Source organism: Draconibacterium sp., assembly GCF_041583095.1.
Taxonomy (GTDB): domain Bacteria; phylum Bacteroidota; class Bacteroidia; order Bacteroidales; family Prolixibacteraceae; genus Draconibacterium.
Genome location: NZ_JBFHGM010000046.1, coordinates 1 through 24,681, shown reverse-complemented (window position 1 = coordinate 24,681; position 24,681 = coordinate 1). Strand labels below are relative to the sequence as shown.

The following is a 24,681-nucleotide window of genomic DNA, read 5'->3' as shown; positions in this document are numbered from 1 at the left end:
TACCTTTCAATTCGCCTTCTGAAGCTGCTTTCATTGCTGCACAAATTTCAGCGTATGAAGCACCTTTAGCTAAGTTTACAGTAAGGTCAACAACTGATACGTCAGGAGTTGGAACACGGAAAGCCATACCTGTAAGTTTTCCGTTCAATTCAGGAATTACTTTACCTACAGCTTTAGCAGCACCAGTAGATGACGGGATGATGTTTTGACCAGCACCACGTCCACCTCTCCAGTCTTTTGCTGAAGGACCGTCAACTGTTTTCTGAGTTGCAGTAGTAGCGTGAACTGTAGTCATCAAACCGTCAACAATACCGAAGTTGTCGTTCAATACTTTAGCGATAGGAGCCAAGCAGTTAGTAGTACAAGATGCGTTAGAAACAAAAGTCATATCATTGCTGTATGATTTGTTGTTTACGCCCATAACGAACATTGGAGTGTCGTCTTTTGATGGAGCAGACATTACAACTTTTTTAGCACCTGCGTCGATGTGACCCTGAGCTGATTCTTTAGTTAAGAAAAGACCAGTTGATTCAACAACGTACTCAGCACCAACAGCACCCCAGTTAATGTCAGCAGGATTACGCTCAGCAGTAACGCGAACAACGTTTCCGTTAACAACCAAAGCACCGTCTTTTACTTCAACAGTACCGTCGAAACGACCGTGAGTTGAATCATATTTCAACATGTAAGCCATGTAGTCAACGTCGATAAGGTCGTTGATAGCAACTACTTGTACAGTTCCTTTGGCAACTGCCTGACGGAATACAAAACGTCCGATTCTACCGAATCCGTTAATACCTATTTTAATCATAGTTGAGAAAGTTTAAATTTATTTAAAAGAAATTTATTGTAATTATTTCGCTTTCAGGTTTTAACTGCCTGTTTTTTTATAGCCCCACAAAGTAAGTACAAATTATTTATTGAGTCAAGCGCTGTTTTTTTTTTCGTCCGAACCTTAATATTTACTTAAAGTGTTTTGCATGGATTAAGTGGCATTTTTCGCCCTATTTTAAAGGAACATTGTGAATATGGCATTCTCGCAGGTTTGAAAATTGATTAAAGAGCAGGTTGTCAATATGATAAACTGGAAGGAGATTGCCCAAAAATTTTGGCAGATAAATATATATTGGCTAAAAAGCAGGGGATTCTTTGGTCAAACAGTTTTGCGTTACTTTGTTAACATATAAAATTGATGAATCATAAAAAGGAACTATTTTACAGCTAAATGGCAAATAAAACGTAGTAAAGTGAAGTTATGAATTTGAAGGTGCGGTAATTCCTGTTTGCGGTAATTGTTGGTAACTGTAAGCAGGGCATTTGCATGTTTTGCACGAGCCAATAAATAGCATCAGAAAGAACAGGAGTAAGCCGGTTAATAATGCTTTGGCAATAACCTTCATTTTGAAAGATAAATTGGATTTTTCTGTAATGAAATGTCTTGAAAAATAGTGGTTTATGGTATATTTATGGTCGATTCTTTGCATTGCGAAAACTGGTTTCATTACTTATAAGCGAATAAATAGGTTTTTTATTATATGAATTTAAAAAAATAAGCTTAAAATTGTAGGTATATGCAGAATTTGGAGGGTAATTTAACCCAAAAAATAGCAGGATATTAACGACTAAGCCTGAAATTTGGTTTAGTCGTGTTGAAAACATAGTGCCGGAGAATGTCTTTTTTGCAAGTTATATTTTGTACATTGACGGAAATTTATTCATATAGCAAGGATCACAGCGAAAATGAGAATAAATTTTACAGGCTGGAATAATTAAAACTAGAGATATAAAAATCTACCGATCGCTTAAGTTCAATTTAAAAGAAGTTCTATGAGAAAAATGTTTACAAGAATTTTTAGTTTGGTGTTACTTTTCTTAATGGTGGGCTTTGTTACGGAGCTAAAGGCTCAGTGTGACGTCACTATTACTGATGCTGCAGCAGCTGTAACAGATATCGCCTGTGGAGGAGAAAGCACCGGAGAAATTACAGTATTCTCTGCTAAAGGAGGTACTGGAGTATATACTTATACTTTACAAGTATGGGAAGAAGCAACTTGGGTAGACGTTACTCCTTATGTTGGTGTAGCTGATACGGTATATTCCGGTCTTCCTTACGGAACTTATAAAGTAATTGCTACTGATACTGAAGGTTGCTGGGCGGAAACAGCAAATATTGATGTTGCTGGAGCTGCACCAGGTGACGCGGTGGTTATCAGTAATCAAACTTTTAAAGATATTTCGTGCTATGGTGCAAGTGACGGTCTGATAGAGATCTGGGCTTCAGGAGGAACAGGACCATATCAGTTTAAAGTAAATAACAACAACTGGAGGGATTTTCCAATAGGTTCCGACTATAAAGATATTGTTGTTACGGTGGCCGGAGAATATGAGATTACAGTTCGCGATGTCTTGGGTTGTATTTCCGGTGTTCAAACGTTTATTATTGGCGAACCAGCGCCTGTATCAGTAACAACCTCGGTTGTTAATGTAAACAGCGTTTGCAATCCGGATGGAGCGTTAACCGTTACAATTTCAGGCGGTCATGTTGTTGAAGGCTATTCGGTTGTTTATGATGTATATGTAAACGATGTAATGTGGAGTGCCGGTATTAGCGGGCCTTCAGTTACCTATTCTGATGTGGCTAACGGAACATACAACATAAAAGTTGTTGAACACTGGGGAGGCCAAAATTCATGCGAAGGATTTGATACAGTTGAAGTAACCGCTCCTGAAGCGATTACAGGTATGGCTGTTGTAGCTAAAAACGTTGTATGTAACGGCGAGGCAAATGGCGAAATTATGGTTAGCAATGTAGCCGGAGGTTTAGCACCTTACCATTTATATTTGTCGGGTCCGGATACTGCCGATATGGCTTTTGATACCGCCGGCGATAACACTTTTACCGGCTTGGTGGCCGGCACATACAGTGTGCAAATTGAAGATGCCGTAGGTTGTGTTTTTGTAATTAACGATTTAGTGGTGGATGAGCCAACTGTTTTAATGTTAAGCTCTACGCACATACAAGATATATCGTGTGTTGAAAATGGCGAGTTCTCGGTACAGGCTTCAGGCGGTGCCGGATCTTATAAATACTTTGCTGCATTATCTCAATTACCAGCTTATATTAACGTGCCGGATGCAACAAGTGCCGAGTGGCAAACTGATAGTATATTTTCGGTTCCCGAAGCAGGAACCTATATTGTTTGGGCTATGGATATCAACGAATGTGTAATCGGCGGGGAAGAAGATGATTTGGGAAATCCTGTAGCAGCATGGACTGTAGAAATACAAAAACCGGAAATTGAAGTAGTAGTTGAAGGGACTGTGGCCGATGAGCCAGCTTGTAAAGGCGATTTAACCGGAAGCATTACCGTAGATGCCGATGATGTAACAGTTTATAAAGATGGAGTTGTACTTGCAAATCCGGTGTATACGGTTACAATTGATGAAGCAGAAACAAACACCGTTGAAAACCTGGGGGTTGGTACATATTATATCGTTGTAACACACGAAAGTGGATGTATCGGTCGCGATACCGTTACTATTACCGAACCTGACGTGCTAACGGCATCTCTTGATAAAGGAGAAGGTGAATTTACCTGTCCGGGCGACAATATTGGTTATATCGAAACATCTGTTAGTGGTGGTACCGAGACATTTATGTATCAGCTTTGGCAGAATAATGTGCTAAAAACGGATTATCAGAATTCAAATTCATTTTTGGTTGCCATTGATAACGAATACTTTGTTGTGGTGATGGACAACAATGGTTGTACCGATACATCAAATGTTATAACAATCGATCCTGTTCCTCCGATTGAATTTGAACTAACCGACGTTACTTGTTCTGATGATACAATGGCTTCAGCATGGGTTGAAGTAGCTTTTGAAGAAGGTAGAATGTACCAGGTGCTTTGGCAAAAAATTGAAACCGAAGCAGGTGATTATACCGATACATCAGCTTGGTTTAACGAGCCAATAAAATTAGACCAGAAGTTTGCCTATAGTTCAGACGGAAATGATATTATGTATCAGTTTACTGTGGTTGATGATAAAGGCTGTGAAGCTGACGTTGAGACCATGAAATTCGACATGGTAACAGCACTTGAATTAACAGTTACTGAAGGCGATGTTGATGGCTGTACCACAGGTATAACTGTTGCTGCTGCCGGAGGTGTTGCTCCTTACTCTTTTATGGTTAACGGAGAAGTAACAAGCGGAACAGAATTGAGCTTAGGCGGAGGAACACACGACATTATTGTAACGGATGCACATGGTTGTATGAACGATACAACACTGGAGTTGGCTTACCCAATTAGCATGGATACACTGATAAGTGTTTACGTTGGCGATACAACACAGTTTGTATACGGAACAATTGATACCGCCCTGGTAGCTGAAGTTGAAGGCGAAACAAGCCACAATTTGTATAATGACATTGAGGCAGGATGTATCGAAGAAGTAGTTGTAACACTTGACGCCAGAGAAAGAGCAATGCCTGTTCTTGACTCAGTAAGTCCGAATGGCGTTACAATCGAAACAAACCATGCGGTCTTCACCATTGTATTTACTGATGAAGTTCCGATAACATTTAACGAATCAGTAAGTGGATTCTTAACTGTAACAGCAGTAGATTCAACTGAAGCTACGCTGGTAATACCAATTACAGCTGATATGGTTGATGGAAATACAATTACAATTGACTACGATTATTTGGTACTTGGAGCATTGGTAATTAACACTACTTATACCGTTTCGGTAGATAGCGGTATTGTTATGGGCGACGGAATGGCCTGGGATGGAGTTACAGGAGACTGGTCGTTCACAACAGGTGACGAGTATCCGTTAGGAGCTGAACCTGATTTTAAAGTTGCTGACTTTAAGATTTATCCTAACCCATTTAATGAGTACATTAGAATTGACAAGGCTGCAGAACTTGATCGTGTAGTTATTTCAAACATCGCTGGCCAGCGTGTACTGGATATTGAATATCCGGATTATGAAATACCTACCGGAAATCTGAACGCCGGCGTTTATATTATCACATTGACTGCCGACGGCGAAATTGTTAAGTCAGTTCGATTAATAAAAAGATAATACCATACTGATTGATTAAAAAGGGAAGCTTTTAGCTTCCCTTTTTTTATTTTCAATACTTTTGTGATCTCTTAATTCAAAAAAAACAACAGGCTATATGGAGTTATTAAATAAGCACGTGTCCATCAGGAAATTTTCGGATAAAGTAATTGATCCTGATTTATTGAAAAGTATCATTTACTCAGGTACAAGAGCCTCTACAACGGGAAATATGCAGCTGTACAGTGTAATGGTAACTAAAGATGCTGAAAGGAAGCAAAAACTACTTCCATTACATTTTAATCAGCCTGTTGCCAAAAATGCTCCGGTACTCCTCACTTTTGTGGCCGATTTTAATCGTTTTTCGAAATGGTGCCAGTATAACGAAGCCCAGCCGGGCTACAACAATTTAATCTCTTTTACCAATGCGGTAATCGATACTTCGCTGGCCGCTCAAAATGTGTGTATAGCTGCCGAAAATAATGGCCTGGGAATTTGCTATCTGGGTACAACAGCTTACAATGCAAAAGAACACATCGAGGTACTTGGTTTACCAAAACTAACGTTTCCTGTTACGACTGTAGCTATCGGTTATCCTGAAGAGACACCGGAATTAACAGATAGGATTCCCGTGGAAGGTATTATTCACGACGAAGTTTACCAGGATTATGACAAGGAGAGAATCAACAAACTATATGCTGTTAAAGAAAGTTTAGAGTCGTCGAAAGCTTTTGTGGCCGAGAATGGTAAACAAACATTAGCGCAGGTGTTTACCGATGTGCGTTACAAAAAAGCGGATAATGAATTCTTCTCCGTAAAGATGTTGGAAACAATAAAAGCTCAGGGATTTTTAGCTGATTAATCGGCAGTAAACTTATTAATATAGGCAAAGAAGTCCTGTCGGTAACTGTTGCCGATGGGAAGCTTTTCGCCGTTAATAGAAACCAGGTTGCCTTCAAGCGATTCAATTTTGTCTACCGAAACAATAAATGATTTATGTGTACGATAAAATTGGTCCTGAGGCAGAAGCGAATGGATCTTTTTCATCGACAGGTTGGTAACAAATTTGTTATCACTAACATGTATTTTTATGTAATCGCCTAAACCTTCGATGTAAAGTATATCAGTAAATTTTATTTTAATCGTCTTCTTGTTCGATTTAATGAACAGAAAGTCTGTAGTTGTGTCATTTTCTGATGTACTTTCGGCTTTGTTTTTTAGCCAATACATTTCTTCGGCTTTTACAAAAGCTTTAAAAAAGCGTTCAAAAGAGAATGGCTTTTTCAGATAGTCCAAAGCATTAAGTTCGTAACCTTCGAGGGCATATTCCGAATAGGCTGTTGTAAAAATTACCAATACATTTTTATTCAGATTTTTAAGGAAAGAAATGCCCGAAAGTTTTGGCATATTAATGTCAAGAAACAGAAGATCCACCTCGTTTTTTAGCAAAAATTCCTGGGCACAAATAGCGTCGTTGCATGCCCCAACAATGTCAAGCGAAGGAATTTTTAGCGCATATTGTTTGATAACATTCTGGGCCAGGGGTTCATCGTCGATTATTAATGCTTTAATTGCCATGGTCTTTAAGTTTTAGTCTTAAATGAACAGAATAGGTAGATTCTTCTTGGTTTATATCGAGCTGATATTCGTTGGTGTGGTAAAGGTGTTTAAGGCGTTGTTTAACGTTTGCAATTCCAATGCCGGAATTTTTTGAGTCGAAATTCTCCGGCTCCGCAAAATTGTTCTCAAGATCAAAGTTTAGCCAGTCTTCGTTTGTACTAAAGGAGATGTTGATATAATCATTTTCGGTGCCGGGCAGGCCGTGTTTAAAGGCATTATCAATGAAAGGTTCGAAAAGTAAAGGCGCAATGTACGAAGAGCTCGTAATCTGCGGTTTCTCGTAATTAATAGCGGTATTTTCTGCTACTCTGATTCGCTGAAGTGCTATGAAATTATCCACAAACTCAATCTCCTTTCGCAAACTAATAAAGTTATCCTTCGATTCGTAAATAATGTGTCGCATAAGGTCGGACAGACGCAAAATTAGGTCCGGAACTTTTTCAGAGTTAATAAGCGCCAAAGAGTAAATGTTGTTAAGCGAATTAAAAAGAAAGTGCGGATTTAGCTGCCCTTTCAACGATTTTAGCTCGGCTTCAAGTTTGCCTTTTTCGGTTTTGGCCAGTTTGTAGTTTAAATCCTGTAACGACAACCAATCTTTAAACAGCTTTAAAAATGTGGTTATCCCGATATAAAAAAGTGTGGCAAAAAAGAAAGCCGAATGGGTTTCGGTGCTTAACGATTGCAATCGTTCCGATACTTCGAGGAATTGCCGTAAAGGATAAACAATCAGGAACTGAACAAACAAACTGCTGAACGAAAGCAGAACCACCAACCAAAAAATGTAATAAATGTATTGTTTCCGAATCAGGAACCGGGGGATCAGAAAATTGAGGTTAAGATAAACAGCCACTGCAAAACCGGCGTTTATAACCACTGATTTTGCAACGGATGTTAAATTAAACTCGCGACTGTAGATGAAAAACAGGAAACACAAAAACACAACGCTGGCCATCCAAAAAAGAATGTGCCCGAAAATCTTGTTACGTTTATTTAGCAGGTGTTTTCGCATTTAAATTCTGTCGCGCTTTAAAAATATCTTTTTTAAATAATAAAGCACCGGGTTTTTATATTTTAGATTTTTCCAGGGCCTGCTTGAGTGGGGCAGGTGCAAAACTCTTACACCTTTTGCCAGGTAATTGGTAAAGCCAATTTTTTTCGATTGACGGCTAATAAAAACATCGAACCAGTCTTTATCTTTTGCTAACTCCTTAAAATCAAATTTTTCAAGAAAAGGAACCGAAATAAGTGTACAGCAAAAACTTAAACTATGCGAAGTGTCAACAACATCGTCGCTTTTCGTTTTTTCGAAATTATAGGGGAAATTATAATCACCATTTTCATCAACGGTTATGGCGCCAACTAAGCCCGGTTTTTGCTCTGCTTTCATTATGTCGAGTAACGCTTGGATGGTATCTTTTTTAACCACCACGTCCGATTCAATTATCAGCAAAGGAACTCCTGCCTCGAGAGCGAGTTGCTGGGCTTTTTGCAGTACGATCTTGTAGTTTGGCGACGGCGTATCGGTAATGTCTTCAAGGTGAACTACCGTAAATCCAAGTTCTTTAGCCGCCGAATCAAGATACTGTTTTGTTTCGGGTTGACTAAAATCGTTAAATACATAATACGAAAAATTGCCACCGGCTTCCATTATTGCTTTTATGGTGCGTTGAGTCGTGTGCAACGAATCTTTAACCGGAGTAATTACTATAGCTTCTGACATTGGTATTGAAATTGAACTGCAAAGTTAATTAAATTATTGTCCTTTAGGTAACAGAACATTGCTTTTGAAAAGTAGGCGAGTGCGAAAACGTTCAACCATTGTCGGGTTATTTAAACTTATGTATCAAATATTCTAAATCGGTTGTTTGCCAACGACACCAAGCGTTAAAAAATGCTTTAAAATCTATGGTAGAATCGGCTACTTAATTACCTTTGCTTAAGGTTAACAAGAAAAGAAATGCTGTATGAGTAATGCTGTTCAGACTGAAAAAGAGTTCTCGATCGATATGATTCCTGAACCGGAGAACCTGGAGGAGATAGTATATTCCTTAATGGTTAATCCAAACTTATCAACCATTAACTATTTTAATGATTTTAGCGATCAGGGCATTTCGCCCGAATCAATTGGTGAAAGCGAAACCGATGAAATAGGAATCTTCGAGTTGGAAGGTAATGGTACCCGAATGGCAATGAGTACACATGCTTTTCATCACCATTTGGAAAGCGATCCGCAGAAAGCAACAGAGATTTTAATCTCGCGTGCTACACGTAAAATGTTGTGTTTTGGCGCTCAGCCTTTTGCCGTTAGTGCATTTTTGTATCACATCGATTTTGCCGATCCGAACGGTCAGTTCATAGCTTCAGGGGCTAAAAAGGGCCTTGAAAATGCCGCGGCCAAGTTCGGGCTTAAAATATCTGATCGGAAAATTCGCTTTGACCATTTCTCGGAACACGGTCCGGTGCCTCCAACTATTATCATCAGTATTATGGCACAGGTGCCCGAAGGCGAAAATTTAATAACCCATAGCTTTAAAAAGAAAGGTAACCACATATTTGTAATTGGCCGTTCGCTCGACGACATCAACTCATCGGAATATCTCGAGTTTTACCACGGTATTTCTGAGTCACCTCTACCTGCGTTTAATATCGAGGACGAAATTGCTGTACAAAAAGCAATAAAAACCTTAATCGGTAAAAAGCTGATAGAAAGTGCCAGCCCGGTTGGCAAAGGAGGACTTTTCTTTACCTTATTACGCGCTGCCATCCCAAACGAACTGGGATTTGATATCACACCAGATGCAGAAACCAGAAACGATGCATTCCTTTTTGGCGAATCAATGGGGCGTTTAATCGTTGGTGTAAATCCTGACAAAGAGGATGAGTTCGTTGATGCAATGTCGGAAATTAATGTGCCGTTCTTTACTTTAGGGCATGTTACCAAAGGAGAGATAAGAATCGACGATAAGTCGCTGGGTTACATCGATAAAATGACGGTTGGATCTTAATGGCAGCTCTTCCTTACAAGCAATCAAAACAATCCAAGAAAGGTCAGGTAGAGGAGATGTTCGATAATATCTCTCACCGTTATGATTTTCTGAACCATGTACTATCGTTGAATATTGATAAAATATGGCGCAGAAAAACCATTAATAAACTACGACCATATCAGCCCGAAAATATTCTGGATATTGCAACGGGTACCGGCGATTTTGCTGTTGCCGCATTAAAACTGGGCGATGTAAAAGTTACCGGTATCGACATTTCAGAAGGAATGCTGAATGTTGGACGGGAAAAAATAAAGGCAAAAAAACTGGAAGACAAAATCAGCTTTCAAAAAGCCGATTCGGAAAACCTGCCTTTCGGCAATGGAGCTTTTGATGCCGCCATTGTTGGTTTTGGCGTTCGAAATTTCGAGAATCTTGAAAAAGGGCTTTCCGAAATCAAACGTGTATTAAAACCCGGAGGTGTATTTTTTGTTCTAGAATTCTCGAAACCGGTGAGTTTCCCATTCAAACAGATTTACATGTTTTATTTCATGCGCATTTTGCCCTTAATTGGCCGAATGGTATCGAAAGACAGCAGGGCCTATACCTATTTGCCCGAATCGGTAAATGAATTCCCCGATGGTGACAGATTTTTAACTATTTTAGCCGATGTTGGTTTTGTTCAGAATGAATGTTATCGACAAACTTTTGGAATTGCATCAATTTATATGGCACATAAACCCAACAATTAAAACAAAGCAAACAATAAATTAATTGTTTTTTTGTTTTTCATAAAAGCAATACTAAAAAGGTGAAAAAAGTTTTAATCTCAATCATATTCCTTATTGCAGCTTGTAGTGTTTTTGGGCAAAAGCAAAAAATTAACTACCTGACAACTTTTGATGATAAACTTTTTCATTTTGGTTTTACTATAGGGATGAACACCCTCGATTTTAATGTGGTGAATTATAATCCAATCGGTGAAAATACGGAGTTCGATCTTTATTCTAATCCTGATTATTTAGTTGATCTTGAAAATGGAAATGATACAAAGATCCGTTCGGATGTGGCTACCTTAATTCCCGGCTTTACCGTTGGAATTGTAACAAGTCTTCGGCTTACAAAAGATTTCAACCTGCGTTTTCTGCCGGGCTTATCGTTTGGCGAACGGCAGTTAACTTTTAATATGCCGGTAAAAGATATTAATTCTTACGATGAAGATCTTTCTTTTTACACGATTCGCTCAACTTTCCTTGATTTTCCGTTATTGATAAAATACAAAGCCCGACGGATCAATAACGACCGGCCTTATGTTGTTTTTGGAGGGGCCTATCGTCAAGATATTTCACGAACCGCGCAAGAAGATTTGATTAAGTTAAAGAGCGGTGGTTTTTATGCCGAAGTTGGTGGTGGCTGGGATCATTATTTTGCATTTTTCAGGTTTTCGGTGGAAGCCAAATTTAGCTTTGGATTAAACAATCAGCTGGGCGATCTTCCGGAACCAACACAACGTTTGTATTACGCGCAATCGATAAAAGATTTGCGATCGAAGATTTTTACCCTATCCTTTCACTTTGAATAGGCACGTTTAAATTCGGAGCAAAGTATGGCTGTTGCAACCGATACATTTAATGATTCCGCTTTTGTTTCATTCTCCGAAAAATTAGGGATGCTCAATTTGTTCGTTATTCGTTTTTCAACTGCAGGTCTTATTCCGTTTCCTTCGTTGCCCATAACCAGTATGGCCTGTTTTGGCAGTTGCTGCTGGTAAATATTTTCGCCATTCATAAATGCACCAAACACGGGTGCTTCGGCATTTTTCGCCAGCACCCTCAGTTCTTCAAAATCACATTCATGCAGTTTAATCCGGCTGAAAGAGCCCATGCTGGCCTGAATTACTTTCGGATTATACAAATCAACCGAATCGGGCGAGCAGAAAACATGCTGAATACCGTACCAATCGCAAATTCGTACAATGGTGCCCATATTGCCAGGGTCCTGAACGCCGTCGAGATATATGGATAAGCCTTCGGGCAGAGATTTGGGGAAATCCGCCTTCTCCGGAATTTCACAAATAGCCAAACTGTTTTGCGGATGTTGCAGCAGGCTTACCTTTTTTAGTTCGTTGGCGACCGTTTCGATAATTCTTTCCGCATCGGTTTGCGAAATTGAGAAACGACTTGTGAACTGATCGGTAACGATTAACAGCTTAATTCTTAAATCTGAATCCAGCGCTTCTTTCACCATTTTATCCCCTTCAATAAGAAAGCAGTTTTCTTTTGTACGGTATTTTTTTAAAGCCAGCGAATTAATAAGTTTTGTTGTACTTTTACCAATCATTTATTTTTGAACTGAATTCATAAAATATTTGTGGTAAAGTTACTGTTTCTATAAAACACAGGGTTATTTTTGATCAATAAAAGTTGTAGGATTTGGCAGCGAAGTATTACAGGCAAAAAATAGGAAGCTTCAAGTGGATATTAGTTTTATCAGCAATGCTGCTTGCATCGTGTTCTCAAACTCGTTTTGTTCCTGAGCAAGAGTATTTGTTACAAAAGGTGGAACTCGAAATTGATAACCAGGATGTGAGCCGTGAAGAAGCCAAATCTGTTCTACGACAAAAGGAGAATTACAAGATCCTCGGTTTTATTAAATTCTATCTGTTGCTGTACAATATGTCGTCGAAGAAAAAGACCGACGATTGGCTAAAACGAATTGGAGAAGCCCCGCAGCTGTACGATAGAGCTATGGCCGAACGTTCGGTCGAACAGCTGGAAGGGTACATGGGGCAACGTGGCTATTACCAGGCAAATGTTACTGAGGAAGTACAGTTCAATGAAAAAAAGCGTAAGGCAAAACTGAAATTTTCGGTTGAGGCCGGCGATCAGTATAAAATACGACGGGTAAATTACCACTTCGAAACGCCCGAGTTACAAAAGATATTTTATAACGACTCGGCGAAATACCAAATGAGGCCCGGCACCGCATTCGATATTTACGAACTGGAAAAACAGCAGAAACGAATCGTTAGTTTATACCAAAACAACGGGTATTATTATTTTTCGAACAACCAGGTACGTTATCTTGCCGATTCAACATTGTACAACAAACAGGTAATTCTCGATCTTTTTATTGGCGAACCCCAGGCGAGCCAGGTCGACAGTACAAGATTGTTAAAACCGTATTACCTGAACAACTTTTACTATTCGGTGATGCCCGGGAATACACCCGTAACATCAAACCGTAAACAAGAATTTAATTTCTCCGATACGCTGTTTTGGGACAACTCAATACTTTATGCTAACGAAAAGGTTTCGTATCCACCCGGGCTTTTTATTCGCACAAACCAAATGCAAAGCGGCGACCTGTATAATATTACCGAGGTTGAAAATACGTTTAATGCGCTGAACCGATTACGCCAGTTCCGGTTTGTCGATATTCAGTTTGAAGAAGCTTACCCTGAACAGGATACCAATTTGCTCGATTGTAAAATTCGCCTTGCACCTTTAAATAAACAATCCACTTCGTTTGATATAGAGGGGACCAACACGTCGGGGAATTTGGGTGTGGCCGGAAATATTTATTACCAGCACCGAAACCTGTTTAAAGGTGCCGAGGTCTTTCAGGTTCGGTTAAAAGGGGCAACCGAGAGGCTTCACCGAAGAGTATCGGATGGAACAGAAGCTTTTAACACGCGCGAATTTGGTATTGAATCGAGCCTGATGGTGCCGAAATTACTGGGGCCGGGTAAATACATAAAAAGTTTTGGAAAGTATTTGCCCAAAACCGTTTTTAATGTAGGTTATAACTTCCAGCGCCGGCCCGAATACACCCGAACTATTACCAACTTTAAGATTGGTTACGACTGGAAAACTTCTCAAAACTATCAACATCTTTGGAATTTTCTCGATATGAACGTAGTTCGTTTGTATGAATTTGATCCCAGATTTATCAATTCCATTGAGGATTTGTACATTAAAAGTAGTTTTACCGACCACCTTATATTTGCCATGAACTACTCGTTGATTTTTAACAATCAGCGGCTTTCATCAAATAAAAATTATACGTACGCCAGACTGAATGTCGAGTCGTCGGGAAATTTACTTTGGGCAATTTCTGAGCTTGCCAACCGTGATCTTACCTTTGAACAAGACTCCGTTACGAATGAAATTTCTGACTATTACAAAGTTTTCAATATTCGTTTTGCCCAATACATTAAAGCCGATCTTGAATTAAGGAAGGCATTTCAGATTGACCGATATAACTACGTTGTGGGGCGGTTGTTTGGCGGTGTCGGGCTGCCTTACGGAAACTCTCCTTTTTTACCCTTTGAAAAGCAGTATTTTGCCGGCGGAGCAAACGGTATCAGGGCATGGCAGGTTCGTTCGCTGGGGCCGGGTACTTATACTCCGGAAGATGAAAATGCATATCCCAATCAATCGTCGGATATTAAACTGGAGGCCAATATCGAATACCGCTTTCGTTTGTTAGGATCGCTGGAAGGCGCCCTGTTTTTAGATGCCGGAAACATTTGGGCAATGAACAGTAATGATAACCGCGAAGGTGCCGTTTTCAAATTAGATAAGTTTTACCGGCAGTTTGCTGTTGGTACCGGAACCGGTTTCCGTTTCGATTTATCGTATTTTATTCTCCGTACGGATATTGGTATGAAACTGCGCGATCCTGCAGCACCTCAGGGAGAAAGATGGATTATTGGCAACCGGGGTTATAAAGGAAGCGACTTTACTTTTTCGTTTGCCATTGGTTACCCATTTTAAATCTTTCTTTTTAAAAGTAATTCTTACCCGTTTTTTTATTTGGCGTGCTTGTTATGAATTATTTTTTTGCATTTTTGGGGCTTAAATTTTTTCATATTGTTAGTTAAAAGAGGGTAAGGCTCTCAAAATATTAGTTTTTATGTCAAATCTTCCTTCGGGTAACCGCGATTCTTTTAGTTCAAAATTTGGTGTTATAGCAGCCGCCGCCGGTTCGGCAGTTGGTTTAGGTAATATTTGGAAATTTCCATACATCGCCGGAGTTTATGGCGGTGCAGCTTTCCTTTTTGTTTACCTTGCTTTTATTCTGGCTATTGGTTTGCCCGTTATGTTGTCGGAGTTGATTATAGGTCGGAGCTCAAGGAAAAATGCTTTTGGAGCATTTAAAGTTCTTGCTCCGGGGACTCCATGGCGTTATATTGGTATTTTGGGGGTAGGGGCAGCATTTCTGATTTTGTCCTTTTACGGTGTTGTAGCCGGCTGGAGCATCGAATATATTGTTCTTTCGCTGAAGAATGGATTCTCGGCCAAGAGCCCGGATGAGATAGGATTGTTATTTACCACACTTATTGAGTCGCCTGTTAAGCCGGTAATATTTCAGCTAATATTTATGGTTTTGAGTGCCGGAATTGTAATTGTGGGTATTCAAAAAGGAATTGAGAAGTACACAAAGATTTTAATGCCGCTGTTGGTGATTATTTTGGTGTTTTTGTGTGTAAAATCGGTATCGCTTGAAGGAGCCAAAGCCGGCCTGAACTTTTTATTTAAACCCGATTTTTCAAAGCTTACGGCCGATGGTATTTTAAGTGCATTAGGGCATGCCTTTTTTACGCTTAGTTTGGGAATGGGTACGCTTATTACATACGGTTCGTATATTCAGAAAGATAATAACCTGGTAAATACTGTAATAAATGTAACCGTTGCCGATACGGTAATTGCCTTAATGGCAGGGATCGCAATTTTTCCGGCGGTGTTTGCCTTTGGCATCGAGCCAAGCCAGGGACCGGGGCTTATTTTCGTCACACTGCCTAATGTATTTCACCAAATGCCGGGAGGCTATGTTTTTTCAATCCTGTTTTTTGTACTTCTTTCTGTAGCGGCATTAACCTCGTCAATTTCAATTCTCGAAGTTGTGGTGGCCTATTTTAAAGAAGAGTTTAACATGGGCCGAAAAGCATCAACCGTTTTGGCAACAGTTCTTATATCAATTTTGGGTGTTCTATGCTCGTTGTCTATGGGCGTATTATCGCCCTATACATTTATGGGATTGAATATTTTCGATTTAATGGACTGGATTTCAGCTAACTTGTTCCTGCCGGTTGGCGGAATGTTTATTGCATTATTTGTGGGTTGGTATTTAGGACGTAAGAAAGTTAAGGAAGAAGTGGCACAGGGCGGAACACTTTCCGGTGCTCTTCTGTCAATTTTTATGTTCCTGGTGAAATTTATTGCTCCTATTGCCATTGCCATCGTAATGCTAAATAATTTCGGGCTGTTGAAATTCTAATTATCAGGGAGGCACCCCGCTTGGGCTTTCAACTGTGAATGGTACAACCCTTTTATTCCGTTTCTTTTTGTATGTGGAAGCAGAAAGCTACGATTGTATTTTTTGCTAACTTAATTTCGATATTGTAACTTAGCAAAACGTCAATCTCTTTAAACTATTTAGCCCGGATGCAATGAGAAAAGCCTGGCTCAAAATAAAAAATGGATTTCTTTCTTATACCAGAGGCGACCGGGTAGGTGTCATTGTATTATCCGTATTGATTTTGCTGTTGCTGGGCGCCAATGCTTATCTAAAAAGAATAGCTCCTAAACCTTATTATACGCCGGAACAATTTGCCGAAATTCAGGCGCAATGGAAAGCGGCCTGGCAGACAAATAAAAATAGCGCGTCATTAACTCTTTTCCATTTTAATCCGAATACCATTACAGAAAGTGCCCTCGATTCGTTGGACATGCCCGACCCGATAAAACGAAACATTGTAAAGTATCGTGCTGCCGGCGGAAGTTTTAAATCGAAAACTGATTTACTGAAACTTTACGGAATGAGTGATTCGGTGTATCGGCATCTTGAACCATTTCTGGACTTACCCGAAGCTATAGCAAAAGCGCAAACCAAAAAGATCAGCAGGCCAGAGCCGGAAAAGCCAGCAGGATTTTTTGATCCGAATACGGCAAGTAAAGAGGAATTGCAAAAGTTTGGTTTTAGTTCCTATCAGGCCAGTAATATTGTGTCGTATCGAAACAGTGGCGGAAGTTATCGTCAGCCAGAGGACCTTTTAAAGATCTATGGACTTGATTCGACTGCTTTGGCAAACATTTCCCCTTATCTGAAAATAGAGGCTGTTATGGAGCCGCCAGGAGACTTCTCAAACGAATTGTATATTGTTGAACTAAATAGTGCCGATACTTCCGATCTTATTAAGCTAAATGGAATTGGTTCAGTTTATGCGTCTCGTATAATAAAGTACCGCGATTTACTTGGTGGCTTTTGTAATGTAAATCAGTTAATGGAAGTTTATGGATTTTCGGAAGAACTTTTTGCCACAGTAAAACCTGCCGTTACTGTTGATACAACTGCCATTAAACCCATTCGGATAAACTACGCTGAATTTTCAGAATTGATCAGGCACCCATATTTTGATAAGTCGAATGTAAACGCAATACTTAATGAAAAGGATAAAAACGGACCCATAAAAAAGTTGTCGGATCTGGAGGCTCTTGAATCTGTTGACGCTGAGTTTATTGATAAAATAAGGCCTTATGTTACCTGTCGTTAAAAAAGTGAAAACTATTTTTTCTCGATAGGAAATATTATTTTTTTGCTTTAAATTTGAAATACTATGAAATATTTCTAAATTTGCGCCTCAATTTTTAAAAAATGTAAATCCGAAAGATATGATTATTATTCCGGTAAAAGAAGGCGAAAATATTGAAAGAGCTTTAAAAAGGTTCAAGAGAAAATTCGAGAAAACTGGCGTTATCAAAGAGTTACGTGATCGTCAGAAGTTCACCAAGCCTTCTGTAAGAAGAAGGGAAGAATTGAAAAAGGCAGCATACGTACAAGGTTTGCAGCAACAGGAAGACTAAAGTTTTCTTTGGTGATTCCTGAATTATTAGTTTAGATGGCCAATGAGTTATCAGGAATCGTTTATCAATTTTTTGAAGTATGAGAAGAGATACTCTCCTCATACGGTGAAAGCATATGAAAAAGACCTCGATCGGTTTGTGGAATTTTGCACAAAAATGGTCGGGGATTTTGTTGTTAAAGATGTTGATCTCAAACTACTGCGTTCTTGGGTGGTAGACTTAATGGAACACGATTATAATCCGAGTTCGGTAAGCAGAATGATGACGGCCGTAAAGTCGTTCTATAACTTTTTGCTTCGCGAGCAGGTTGTTGATGTTAATCCGGCTATAAATGTTCCGCTTCCGAAAATAAGGAAGAAACTGCCACATTTTGTTGAGGAGAATAATCTGAACCATTTATTGGACGATGATTTGTTTGATAATGGATTCAGAGGGAGGAGAGATAAATTAATCATTTCGTTATTTTACGGAACCGGCATTCGTTTGGCAGAGTTAATTAACCTGAAAGACCGGGATTTTAACACTGCCGAATATTTAATAAAAGTGCTGGGGAAACGTAATAAAGAAAGGATTATTCCATATCCAAGAGAAATTAACCAATTGTATAACGATTACGTAGATGTTAGAAACAACGAAATCGTAAACAATAGTGGCTATTTATTTGTAACGGAAAAAGGAAAGCAGATTTACGAAAAACTGGTTTACCGTGTTGTCAAAAATAATTTAGCCAGGGTAACGTCTCTTGAGAAAAAGAGTCCGCATGTTTTGAGGCATACTTACGCAACACATTTATTGAATAATGGTGCCGATCTTAATGCAGTAAAAGAATTGCTGGGGCATGCAAATTTGGCGGCAACTCAGGTGTATACTCATACCACATTCGAGAAGCTGCAACAGAGTTATAAACAGGCCCACCCCCGTGGTGGTAAAAACGATTGATTATGGAAGTAAAAATTAATTCAGTGCATTTTAACGCCGACCAGAAGTTGGTGGAATTCGTGAACAAAAAAGTAAACAAACTGGATACTTTTTTTGATGGGATATTAAAGGCTGAGGTAATCCTTAAGGTTGCAAAGCCCGAGGCAGCAAACAATAAAGTTTCTGAGTTAAAAATTTCCATTCCTTCAAAGGAGAATCTTTTTGCAAAAAAGCAGGCAGATACATTTGAAGAAGCGACAGATTTAGCTATCGATGCTATTAAGAAACAGCTTGTTAAATACAAGGAAAAATTGAAGAGTAAATAATATTTAAAAATTAAAGCTTAAATTTTAGTTTTTTAAAATAATATTTTTACATTTGCACACCCTTTTTAGGGGCGTTCTGAAGACAGCTGAAAATAGAGTGCTTTGCAGAGAATTGAAGCTTTTGAAATGGTTTTTTGAATTTCGCTTTGCAAAAGGAAAAATGAGAAAAATTGAAAAAAAAGCACACGAGTAGTGAAAAATATTCGGTTGTTTGGAAAAAAGTTGTAATTTTGCACGGCATTTTTTTGCCAGTAGACTATAAGCGGGAATAGCTCAGTTGATAGAGCATTAGCCTTCCAAGCTAAGGGTCGCGGGTTTGAGTCCCGTTTCCCGCTCAGAACAGAGATTGGAATTTTGGACAAGGAGTTGTTCTAAATTCCCGTCTCTTTGTGTGTTTAAGGCCGGAGTAGCTCAGGGGTAGAGCGCATCCTTGGTAAGGATGAGGTCACGAGTTCAATTCTCGTCTTCGGCTCAGATGATTTAAAAGATAATAAATTAAAATTTTGCAATTATGGCTAAAGAACATTTTAACAGGGACAAGGACCATGTGAACATTGGTACTATCGGCCACGTTGACCATGGTAAAACTACCTTAACTGCTGCTATTACTACTGTTTTAGCAAAAAAAGGCTTTTGCGAAGTAAAAGCATTTGATCAAATTGATAACGCTCCTGAGGAAAAAGAAAGGGGTATTACAATTAACACTGCTCACGTTGAGTACGAAACAGCAACTCGTCACTACGCACACGTTGACTGTCCGGGTCACGCCGACTACGTAAAGAACATGGTGACTGGTGCTGCCCAGATGGACGGTGCTATTATCGTTGTTGCTGCTACTGATGGTCCTATGCCACAGACTCGCGAGCACATTCTTCTTGCACGTCAGGTAAACGTTCCTCGTTTGGTTGTATTCCTTAATAAAGTGGATATGGTTGACGACGAAGAGTTGTTAGAATTGGTTGAAATGGAAGTTCGTGAACTTCTTGATTTCTACGAATTCGACGGCGACAACACTCCTGTTATTATGGGATCTGCACTTGGTGGATTGAACGGAGAGCCAGAGTGGGAAGAAAAAATTCTTGAGTTGATGGATGCTTGTGATACTTGGATTCCACTTCCTCCACGTGATGTTGAAAAACCATTCCTGATGCCTGTTGAGGACGTATTCTCAATCACAGGTCGTGGTACTGTAGCAACTGGTCGTATCGAAACAGGTATTATTCACACAGGTGATGAAATGCAGTTGATCGGTTTAGGTGCTGAAGGTCGTAAGACTGTTTGTACTGGTGTTGAGATGTTCCGTAAGATTTTGGACGAAGGTCAGGCTGGTGACAACGTAGGTTTGTTGTTGCGTGGTGTTGACAAGAAAGAAATCAAACGTGGACAGATTTTGGCAAAACCTGGTTCAATCACTCCTCACAACAAATTTAAAGCTGAGGTTTACGTATTGAAAAAAGAAGAAGGTGGTCGTCACACTCCATTCCATAACAAATATCGTCCTCAATTCTACTTGCGTACGCTTGACGTAACTGGCGAGATTCACTTAGAAGAAGGTCGCGAAATGGTTATGCCTGGTGATAACGTAACTATTGAAGTAGATTTGATTTATCCGGTAGCATTGAACTTAGGTCTGCGTTTCGCAATCCGCGAAGGTGGTCGTACAGTAGGTGCTGGTCAGATAACTGAAATTCTTTAATATTAAGATATAAAGAAATAGATTTAATCCCGGGTTACGGCCCGGGATTAATTTCGGTTGAAACTCAATAGTGGGAGTGGTTGGATAAACAGTAAGTTCGAACCTTACCTTCCGAGCAAAACAAGTTATACTAAATGAAACTAAAAGTATATATACAAGAGGCCTATGATGAACTGGTACATAAGGTTACATGGCCAACTTGGAAAGAGCTACAAAGTAGCGCCTTGGTAGTAATGATTGCTTCCTTTATAATATCATTAGTTATTTTCGTTATGGATCTGTCTTTCAGAAACATAATGGATTTTATTTATGGATTATTTTATTAATCAAAACCCTTAAGGCTTTATGAGCGAAAATAGTAAAAAATGGTATGTTCTGCGTGCTATTGGCGGCAAAGAGAAGAAGGTTAAAGAATATATCGAGAACGAAATCGCGGTAGGAGACCTCAAAGGGTATGTAGATCAGGTTCTAATACCAACCGAAAAAGTTTATCAGATCCGAAATGGTAAAAAAATCAGTAAGGAGCGAAACTTTTTTCCGGGGTATGTTTTAATCGAAGCTGCTTTAGTGGGTGAAGTTACACACACACTAAGGAATTTTCCTAACGTAATCGGGTTTTTAGGCGACACCAAAGGTGGAGATCCGGTGCCGATGCGGCAAAGCGAAGTAAACAGGATTTTGGGTCGGGTTGATGAATTGGCAGAAACCGACGAAGAAATCAATATCCCATATGTGGTAGGAGAAACTGTAAAAGTAATCGACGGACCATTCAACGGCTTTAACGGAACCATTGAAGAAATCAATGAGGAGAAGAAGAAGCTGCAGGTGATGGTGAAGATTTTTGGACGTAAAACTCCTTTGGAACTTAGCTTTATGCAAGTCGAAAAGGAATAGTAACGCTTTAATTTATTGTTATGGCGAAAGAAGTTGCTGGATTAATTAAATTACAGATCAAAGGTGGTGCAGCTAATCCTTCACCACCGGTGGGACCAGCATTGGGTGCCAAAGGGGTAAACATTATGCAGTTCTGCAAACAGTTTAATGGTCGTACACAAGACCAGGCAGGAAAAGTACTTCCTGTTATTATTACTGTTTATGCAGACAAGTCTTTTGACTTCATAATCAAACAACCTCCTGTGGCTGTTCAATTATTAGAAGCTGCGAAACTGAAAAGTGGTTCACCAGAGCCTCACATTAAAAAAGTGGGTGCGGTAACCTGGGATCAGGTAAAGACAATTGCCGAAGGCAAAATGGCTGACCTGAACTGCTTTACAGTAGAATCAGCGATGAAAATGGTAGCTGGAACTGCCAGAAGTATGGGAATCACTGTAAAAGGTGCTTCACCATTCAATAACTAAAAATATCTTTTACGATGGGCAGAATTACGAAAAATCAAAAAGCGTCTTTGGATAAACTCGAAAAAGGAAAAGTTTACTCTATCGATGAAGCAGCAGAGCTGGTGAAAGAAATTACATTTACCAAATTTGATGCATCAGTTGATATCGATGTAAAGCTTGGAGTTGATCCTAGAAAAGCTAACCAGATGGTTAGGGGCGTAGTTTCGTTACCCCATGGAACAGGTAAAGAGGTACGTGTTTTGGCAATGGTTACTCCTGACAAAGAGCAGGAAGCCAAAGATGCCGGAGCCGACTATGTAGGACTTGACGAGTACGTTGAGAAAATAAAAGGTGGTTGGACCGATGTAGATGTTATTATTACCATGCCTCCTGTAATGGGAAAAGTTGGGCAGTTAGGACGTATTTTAGGTCCTCGTGGCTTAATGCCAAACCCAAAGAGTGGTACAGTAACAATGGAAGTTGGAAAAGCTATCTCCGAAGTAAAACAGGGTAAGATTGATTTTAAAGTTGATAAATTTGGTATTGTTCATACTTCAATCGGGAAAGTTTCATTCTCTCCTGCTAAGATTAAAGAAAATGCCGTTGAATTTATTAACATGATCAACAAATTAAAACCTGTTGCTGCAAAAGGAACCTACATTAAGAGTATCTATTTATCAAGTACCATGAGCCCTGGTATTCAAGTAGAAGCTAAGTCGTTTGCAGAATAAAAATGAGGAATTATGAAGAGTTCAGAGAAACAAGTTATTATTAATCAGTTACAAGAACAGATCGATTCATACGACCATTTTTACCTGACCGACATTGCCGGCTTAAATGCTGAAAATACCAGTGATTTAAGGAGACTATGTTTCAGCCAAGATGTAAAACTGGTTGTTGTTAAGAATACTCTACTACGAAAGGCTCTTGAGAACTCTAATAAAGAGGCTGAAGAGATTTTTGATGCGCTTAAGGGAAACACCACAGTAATGTTTTCTTCAAACGGTAATACACCGGCTAAATTGATTAAAGACTTCGCTAAAAAGCATAAAAAGCCTGTTTTAAAGGCAGCTTATGTTGAAGAATCGATTTACATGGGTGCTGACCAATTGGAGGCATTAATAGCCGTTAAATCTAAAAACGAACTTATTGCTGATGTTGTTGCTCTGTTACAATCACCAATGAAAACTGTTCTCGGACAGTTGCAGTCGGGTGGTAATATAATTCACGGTGTTCTTGATACACTGAAGGAAAAAGAATAATTTTTTTGAAATAATATTTAAAAAGAAATAAAAATGGCAGATTTAAAACAGCTTGCAGAAGAGTTAGTAAACTTGACTGTTAAAGAGGTTAACGAATTAGCTGGTATTCTAAAAGACGAATATGGTATCGAACCAGCTGCTGCTGCAGTAGCAGTTGCAGGACCAGCTGCAGGTGGTGGCGAAGAGGCTGCTGCTGAACAAACTGAATTTGACGTGATCTTAAAAGCTGCTGGTGCATCGAAACTTGCAGTTGTTAAACTCGTTAAAGAACTAACTGGCCTTGGTCTGAAAGAAGCCAAAGCAGTTGTAGATGAAGCTCCAAAAGCGCTTAAAGAAAAAGTTTCGAAAGACGAAGCTGAAGCTTTAAAAGCACAGTTAGAAGAAGCTGGAGCTGAAGTTGAAGTAAAATAAGCAAAATGCCTATTTATAGGTAATACGGTTTAGAACCCTACGTAAGTTGGGTTCTAAACCTTTTTGTGTATTTATATTTTATATAATTAACCTGTATAAATGCATGTCAGTACAAGCAAAAAAAGAGAGGATTAATTTTTCCTCAACACAAACCAGGTTTGATTACCCTGACTTCTTAGAAGTACAAGTTAAATCATTTAAAGATTTTTTTCAGTTAAAAACCACGCCTGACAAAAGGAAAGTCGAGGGTTTATACAGAGTTTTTGAAGAAAATTTTCCAATTTCGGATACTCGAAATAACTTCGTGTTGGAATTTATCGACTACCAGGTCGATCCTCCTCGATACTCAATAGACGAGTGTATTGAACGTGGTTTAACTTTTAGCGTGCCGCTAAAAGCAAAACTGAAACTTTATTGTACCGATCCGGAACACGAAGATTTCGATACCGTGGTTCAGGACGTATATTTAGGGACTGTGCCATACATGACCAACAGAGGTACCTTCATTATCAATGGTGCCGAACGTGTTATTGTTTCTCAGCTGCACAGGTCTCCGGGTGTATTCTTTGGTCAAAGTTTACATGCCAACGGTACAAAATTATATTCTGCACGTATTATTCCTTTCAAAGGATCGTGGATTGAATTTGCTACCGACATCAACAGCGTGATGTTTGCGTACATTGACAGGAAAAAGAAATTACCTGTAACCACTTTATTGCGTGCAATTGGCTACGAAAGCGATAAAGATGTTCTTGAAATATTCGATCTGGCTGACGAAGTAAAAGTTTCAAAGTCAGGTTTAAAGAAAGTAATCGGTAGAAGACTGGCAGCCCGTGTATTAAAATCGTGGGTAGAAGACTTTGTTGATGAAGATACCGGTGAAGTTGTATCGATCGAGCGTAACGAAGTAATTATTGATCGTGAAACAGAAATTGAAGAAGATCACATTGAAGAAATTCTTGAATCGGGTGTAAAAACCATTCTGTTACACAAAGAAGATCAAAACCAGCAAGACTTTGCTATTATTTACAACACGCTTCAAAAAGATCCATGTAACTCGGAAAAGGAAGCCGTTCTTCACATCTACCGTCAGTTGCGTAACGCAGAACCGCCCGATGAAGCTACTGCACGCGACGTTATTGATAAACTGTTCTTCTCGGATAAGAGATACGACCTTGGAGAAGTT

The 24,681-nt window shown here is 39.3% G+C and carries 23 protein-coding genes, 2 tRNA genes and 1 pseudogene; 21 read left to right on the top strand and 5 right to left on the bottom strand.

The window, feature by feature from the left end; translation table 11 throughout:
• Positions 1 to 811 (bottom strand): type I glyceraldehyde-3-phosphate dehydrogenase (gene gap, locus ABZB17_RS06640; RefSeq protein ID WP_372648780.1); only part of this gene is annotated, 811 nt, incomplete at its 3' end.
• 1,016 nt (positions 812 to 1,827) lie between these two features.
• Between gap and ABZB17_RS06635 the strand changes: the two genes are divergently transcribed.
• Both ABZB17_RS06635 and ABZB17_RS06630 read left to right on the top strand, forming a co-directional pair.
• A complete protein-coding gene (locus ABZB17_RS06635; protein WP_372648778.1) occupies positions 1,828 to 5,094 on the top strand; it encodes a T9SS type A sorting domain-containing protein in 3,267 nt (1,088 codons plus the stop codon).
• Positions 5,095 to 5,191: 97 nt separating this feature from the next.
• Positions 5,192 to 5,935 (top strand): nitroreductase family protein, encoded by a 744-nt coding sequence (locus ABZB17_RS06630; RefSeq protein ID WP_372648776.1) that lies wholly within the window; start codon positions 5,192 to 5,194, stop codon positions 5,933 to 5,935.
• Here the strand turns inward: ABZB17_RS06630 and ABZB17_RS06625 are convergent.
• From ABZB17_RS06625 to ABZB17_RS06615, 3 genes are read right to left on the bottom strand one after another with little or no spacing between them, the layout of a single operon-like run.
• Positions 5,932 to 6,651, bottom strand: a complete 720-nt coding sequence (locus ABZB17_RS06625; RefSeq protein WP_372648774.1) for a LytR/AlgR family response regulator transcription factor — start codon at positions 6,649 to 6,651, stop codon at positions 5,932 to 5,934. The genes ABZB17_RS06630 and ABZB17_RS06625 overlap by 4 nt on opposite strands.
• Positions 6,641 to 7,702, bottom strand: a complete 1,062-nt coding sequence (locus ABZB17_RS06620; protein ID WP_372648772.1) for a sensor histidine kinase — start codon at positions 7,700 to 7,702, stop codon at positions 6,641 to 6,643. The genes ABZB17_RS06625 and ABZB17_RS06620 overlap by 11 nt, the downstream gene beginning before the upstream one ends.
• Positions 7,703 to 8,413 (bottom strand): glycosyltransferase, encoded by a 711-nt coding sequence (locus ABZB17_RS06615; protein WP_372648770.1) that lies wholly within the window; start codon positions 8,411 to 8,413, stop codon positions 7,703 to 7,705. It abuts the gene before it with no gap.
• Between the two features lie 244 nt (positions 8,414 to 8,657).
• Between ABZB17_RS06615 and ABZB17_RS06610 the strand changes: the two genes are divergently transcribed.
• The 3 genes from ABZB17_RS06610 to ABZB17_RS06600 are packed head-to-tail and all read left to right on the top strand — an operon-like array spanning position 8,658 to position 11,259.
• A complete protein-coding gene (locus ABZB17_RS06610; RefSeq protein WP_372648768.1) occupies positions 8,658 to 9,698 on the top strand; it encodes an AIR synthase-related protein in 1,041 nt (346 codons plus the stop codon).
• Positions 9,698 to 10,429: a bifunctional demethylmenaquinone methyltransferase/2-methoxy-6-polyprenyl-1,4-benzoquinol methylase UbiE gene (gene ubiE / locus ABZB17_RS06605; RefSeq protein WP_372648766.1), complete on the top strand. Its 732-nt coding sequence runs from the start codon at positions 9,698 to 9,700 to the stop codon at positions 10,427 to 10,429. Before ABZB17_RS06610 ends, ubiE begins: the two co-directional genes overlap by 1 nt.
• 59 nt (positions 10,430 to 10,488) lie before the next feature.
• A complete protein-coding gene (locus ABZB17_RS06600) occupies positions 10,489 to 11,259 on the top strand; it encodes a porin family protein (protein WP_372648764.1) in 771 nt (256 codons plus the stop codon).
• Here the strand turns inward: ABZB17_RS06600 and ABZB17_RS06595 are convergent.
• Positions 11,247 to 12,017: an RNA methyltransferase gene (locus ABZB17_RS06595; protein WP_372648762.1), complete on the bottom strand. Its 771-nt coding sequence runs from the start codon at positions 12,015 to 12,017 to the stop codon at positions 11,247 to 11,249. The two genes, ABZB17_RS06600 and ABZB17_RS06595, sit on opposite strands and share 13 nt — an antisense overlap.
• 92 nt (positions 12,018 to 12,109) lie before the next feature.
• Here ABZB17_RS06595 and ABZB17_RS06590 point away from each other — a divergent pair, with 92 nt between their 5' ends.
• The 16 genes and pseudogenes from ABZB17_RS06590 to rpoB form a co-directional block, all read left to right on the top strand.
• The gene (locus ABZB17_RS06590; RefSeq protein ID WP_372648760.1) at positions 12,110 to 14,455 is read left to right on the top strand and encodes a BamA/TamA family outer membrane protein; all 2,346 of its coding nucleotides are present in this window, start codon (positions 12,110 to 12,112) and stop codon (positions 14,453 to 14,455) included.
• Between the two features lie 139 nt (positions 14,456 to 14,594).
• Entirely contained in the window at positions 14,595 to 15,959 is a 1,365-nt protein-coding gene (locus ABZB17_RS06585) for a sodium-dependent transporter (RefSeq protein ID WP_372648758.1), read from the top strand.
• 172 nt (positions 15,960 to 16,131) lie between these two features.
• Positions 16,132 to 17,235, top strand: coding sequence for a helix-hairpin-helix domain-containing protein (locus tag ABZB17_RS06580; protein ID WP_372648756.1), 1,104 nt, complete (start codon positions 16,132 to 16,134; stop codon positions 17,233 to 17,235).
• 118 nt (positions 17,236 to 17,353) lie between these two features.
• Positions 17,354 to 17,545, top strand: coding sequence for a 30S ribosomal protein S21 (gene rpsU, locus ABZB17_RS06575; RefSeq protein WP_038556031.1), 192 nt, complete (start codon positions 17,354 to 17,356; stop codon positions 17,543 to 17,545).
• A gap of 42 nt (positions 17,546 to 17,587) precedes the next feature.
• On the top strand, positions 17,588 to 18,484 hold the full coding sequence (locus ABZB17_RS06570; protein ID WP_372648754.1) for a tyrosine-type recombinase/integrase: 897 nt from the start codon (positions 17,588 to 17,590) through the stop codon (positions 18,482 to 18,484).
• Positions 18,485 to 18,486: 2 nt separating this feature from the next.
• Entirely contained in the window at positions 18,487 to 18,789 is a 303-nt protein-coding gene (gene hpf / locus ABZB17_RS06565; RefSeq protein ID WP_045026355.1) for a ribosome hibernation-promoting factor, HPF/YfiA family, read from the top strand.
• A 262-nt stretch (positions 18,790 to 19,051) separates the two neighbouring features.
• Positions 19,052 to 19,124, top strand: a tRNA-Gly gene (locus ABZB17_RS06560).
• Positions 19,125 to 19,189: 65 nt separating this feature from the next.
• Positions 19,190 to 19,261: transfer RNA gene (locus tag ABZB17_RS06555), tRNA-Thr, on the top strand.
• A 39-nt stretch (positions 19,262 to 19,300) separates the two neighbouring features.
• The gene (gene tuf, locus ABZB17_RS06550) at positions 19,301 to 20,485 is read left to right on the top strand and encodes an elongation factor Tu (RefSeq protein WP_303920150.1); all 1,185 of its coding nucleotides are present in this window, start codon (positions 19,301 to 19,303) and stop codon (positions 20,483 to 20,485) included.
• 134 nt (positions 20,486 to 20,619) lie between these two features.
• Positions 20,620 to 20,811 (top strand): preprotein translocase subunit SecE, encoded by a 192-nt coding sequence (gene secE, locus ABZB17_RS06545; RefSeq protein ID WP_045026357.1) that lies wholly within the window; start codon positions 20,620 to 20,622, stop codon positions 20,809 to 20,811.
• Positions 20,812 to 20,830: 19 nt separating this feature from the next.
• Complete coding sequence (gene nusG / locus ABZB17_RS06540) at positions 20,831 to 21,379, top strand: transcription termination/antitermination protein NusG (protein WP_045026358.1); 549 nt, start codon at positions 20,831 to 20,833, stop codon at positions 21,377 to 21,379.
• Between the two features lie 20 nt (positions 21,380 to 21,399).
• On the top strand, positions 21,400 to 21,843 hold the full coding sequence (gene rplK, locus ABZB17_RS06535) for a 50S ribosomal protein L11 (protein WP_045026359.1): 444 nt from the start codon (positions 21,400 to 21,402) through the stop codon (positions 21,841 to 21,843).
• A gap of 14 nt (positions 21,844 to 21,857) precedes the next feature.
• Positions 21,858 to 22,553, top strand: a complete 696-nt coding sequence (gene rplA / locus ABZB17_RS06530; protein ID WP_045026360.1) for a 50S ribosomal protein L1 — start codon at positions 21,858 to 21,860, stop codon at positions 22,551 to 22,553.
• 12 nt (positions 22,554 to 22,565) lie between these two features.
• A complete protein-coding gene (gene rplJ, locus ABZB17_RS06525; RefSeq protein ID WP_045026361.1) occupies positions 22,566 to 23,084 on the top strand; it encodes a 50S ribosomal protein L10 in 519 nt (172 codons plus the stop codon).
• Between the two features lie 33 nt (positions 23,085 to 23,117).
• Positions 23,118 to 23,495 carry a 50S ribosomal protein L7/L12 gene (gene rplL, locus ABZB17_RS06520; protein ID WP_045026362.1) on the top strand — a complete coding sequence of 126 codons (378 nt, stop codon included), beginning with the start codon at positions 23,118 to 23,120 and terminating at the stop codon, positions 23,493 to 23,495.
• 103 nt (positions 23,496 to 23,598) lie between these two features.
• Positions 23,599 to 24,681 (top strand): annotated as a pseudogene (gene rpoB, locus ABZB17_RS06515) (DNA-directed RNA polymerase subunit beta); the annotation flags it as partial.

Coding starts and splice junctions, on each gene's coding strand:
- rpsU (WP_038556031.1), top strand. CDS start 17,354: ATGATTATTATTCCGGTAAAAGAAGGCGAAAATATTGAAAGAGCTTTA.
- ABZB17_RS06580 (WP_372648756.1), top strand. CDS start 16,132: ATGAGAAAAGCCTGGCTCAAAATAAAAAATGGATTTCTTTCTTATACC.
- rplK (WP_045026359.1), top strand. CDS start 21,400: ATGGCGAAAGAAGTTGCTGGATTAATTAAATTACAGATCAAAGGTGGT.
- hpf (WP_045026355.1), top strand. CDS start 18,487: ATGGAAGTAAAAATTAATTCAGTGCATTTTAACGCCGACCAGAAGTTG.
- ubiE (WP_372648766.1), top strand. CDS start 9,698: ATGGCAGCTCTTCCTTACAAGCAATCAAAACAATCCAAGAAAGGTCAG.
- ABZB17_RS06585 (WP_372648758.1), top strand. CDS start 14,595: ATGTCAAATCTTCCTTCGGGTAACCGCGATTCTTTTAGTTCAAAATTT.
- ABZB17_RS06635 (WP_372648778.1), top strand. CDS start 1,828: ATGAGAAAAATGTTTACAAGAATTTTTAGTTTGGTGTTACTTTTCTTA.
- ABZB17_RS06570 (WP_372648754.1), top strand. CDS start 17,588: ATGAGTTATCAGGAATCGTTTATCAATTTTTTGAAGTATGAGAAGAGA.
- ABZB17_RS06620 (WP_372648772.1), bottom strand. CDS start 7,702: ATGCGAAAACACCTGCTAAATAAACGTAACAAGATTTTCGGGCACATT.
- rplJ (WP_045026361.1), top strand. CDS start 22,566: ATGAAGAGTTCAGAGAAACAAGTTATTATTAATCAGTTACAAGAACAG.
- ABZB17_RS06595 (WP_372648762.1), bottom strand. CDS start 12,017: ATGATTGGTAAAAGTACAACAAAACTTATTAATTCGCTGGCTTTAAAA.
- ABZB17_RS06615 (WP_372648770.1), bottom strand. CDS start 8,413: ATGTCAGAAGCTATAGTAATTACTCCGGTTAAAGATTCGTTGCACACG.
- ABZB17_RS06610 (WP_372648768.1), top strand. CDS start 8,658: ATGAGTAATGCTGTTCAGACTGAAAAAGAGTTCTCGATCGATATGATT.
- rplA (WP_045026360.1), top strand. CDS start 21,858: ATGGGCAGAATTACGAAAAATCAAAAAGCGTCTTTGGATAAACTCGAA.
- nusG (WP_045026358.1), top strand. CDS start 20,831: ATGAGCGAAAATAGTAAAAAATGGTATGTTCTGCGTGCTATTGGCGGC.
- secE (WP_045026357.1), top strand. CDS start 20,620: ATGAAACTAAAAGTATATATACAAGAGGCCTATGATGAACTGGTACAT.
- ABZB17_RS06630 (WP_372648776.1), top strand. CDS start 5,192: ATGGAGTTATTAAATAAGCACGTGTCCATCAGGAAATTTTCGGATAAA.
- tuf (WP_303920150.1), top strand. CDS start 19,301: ATGGCTAAAGAACATTTTAACAGGGACAAGGACCATGTGAACATTGGT.
- ABZB17_RS06625 (WP_372648774.1), bottom strand. CDS start 6,651: ATGGCAATTAAAGCATTAATAATCGACGATGAACCCCTGGCCCAGAAT.
- rplL (WP_045026362.1), top strand. CDS start 23,118: ATGGCAGATTTAAAACAGCTTGCAGAAGAGTTAGTAAACTTGACTGTT.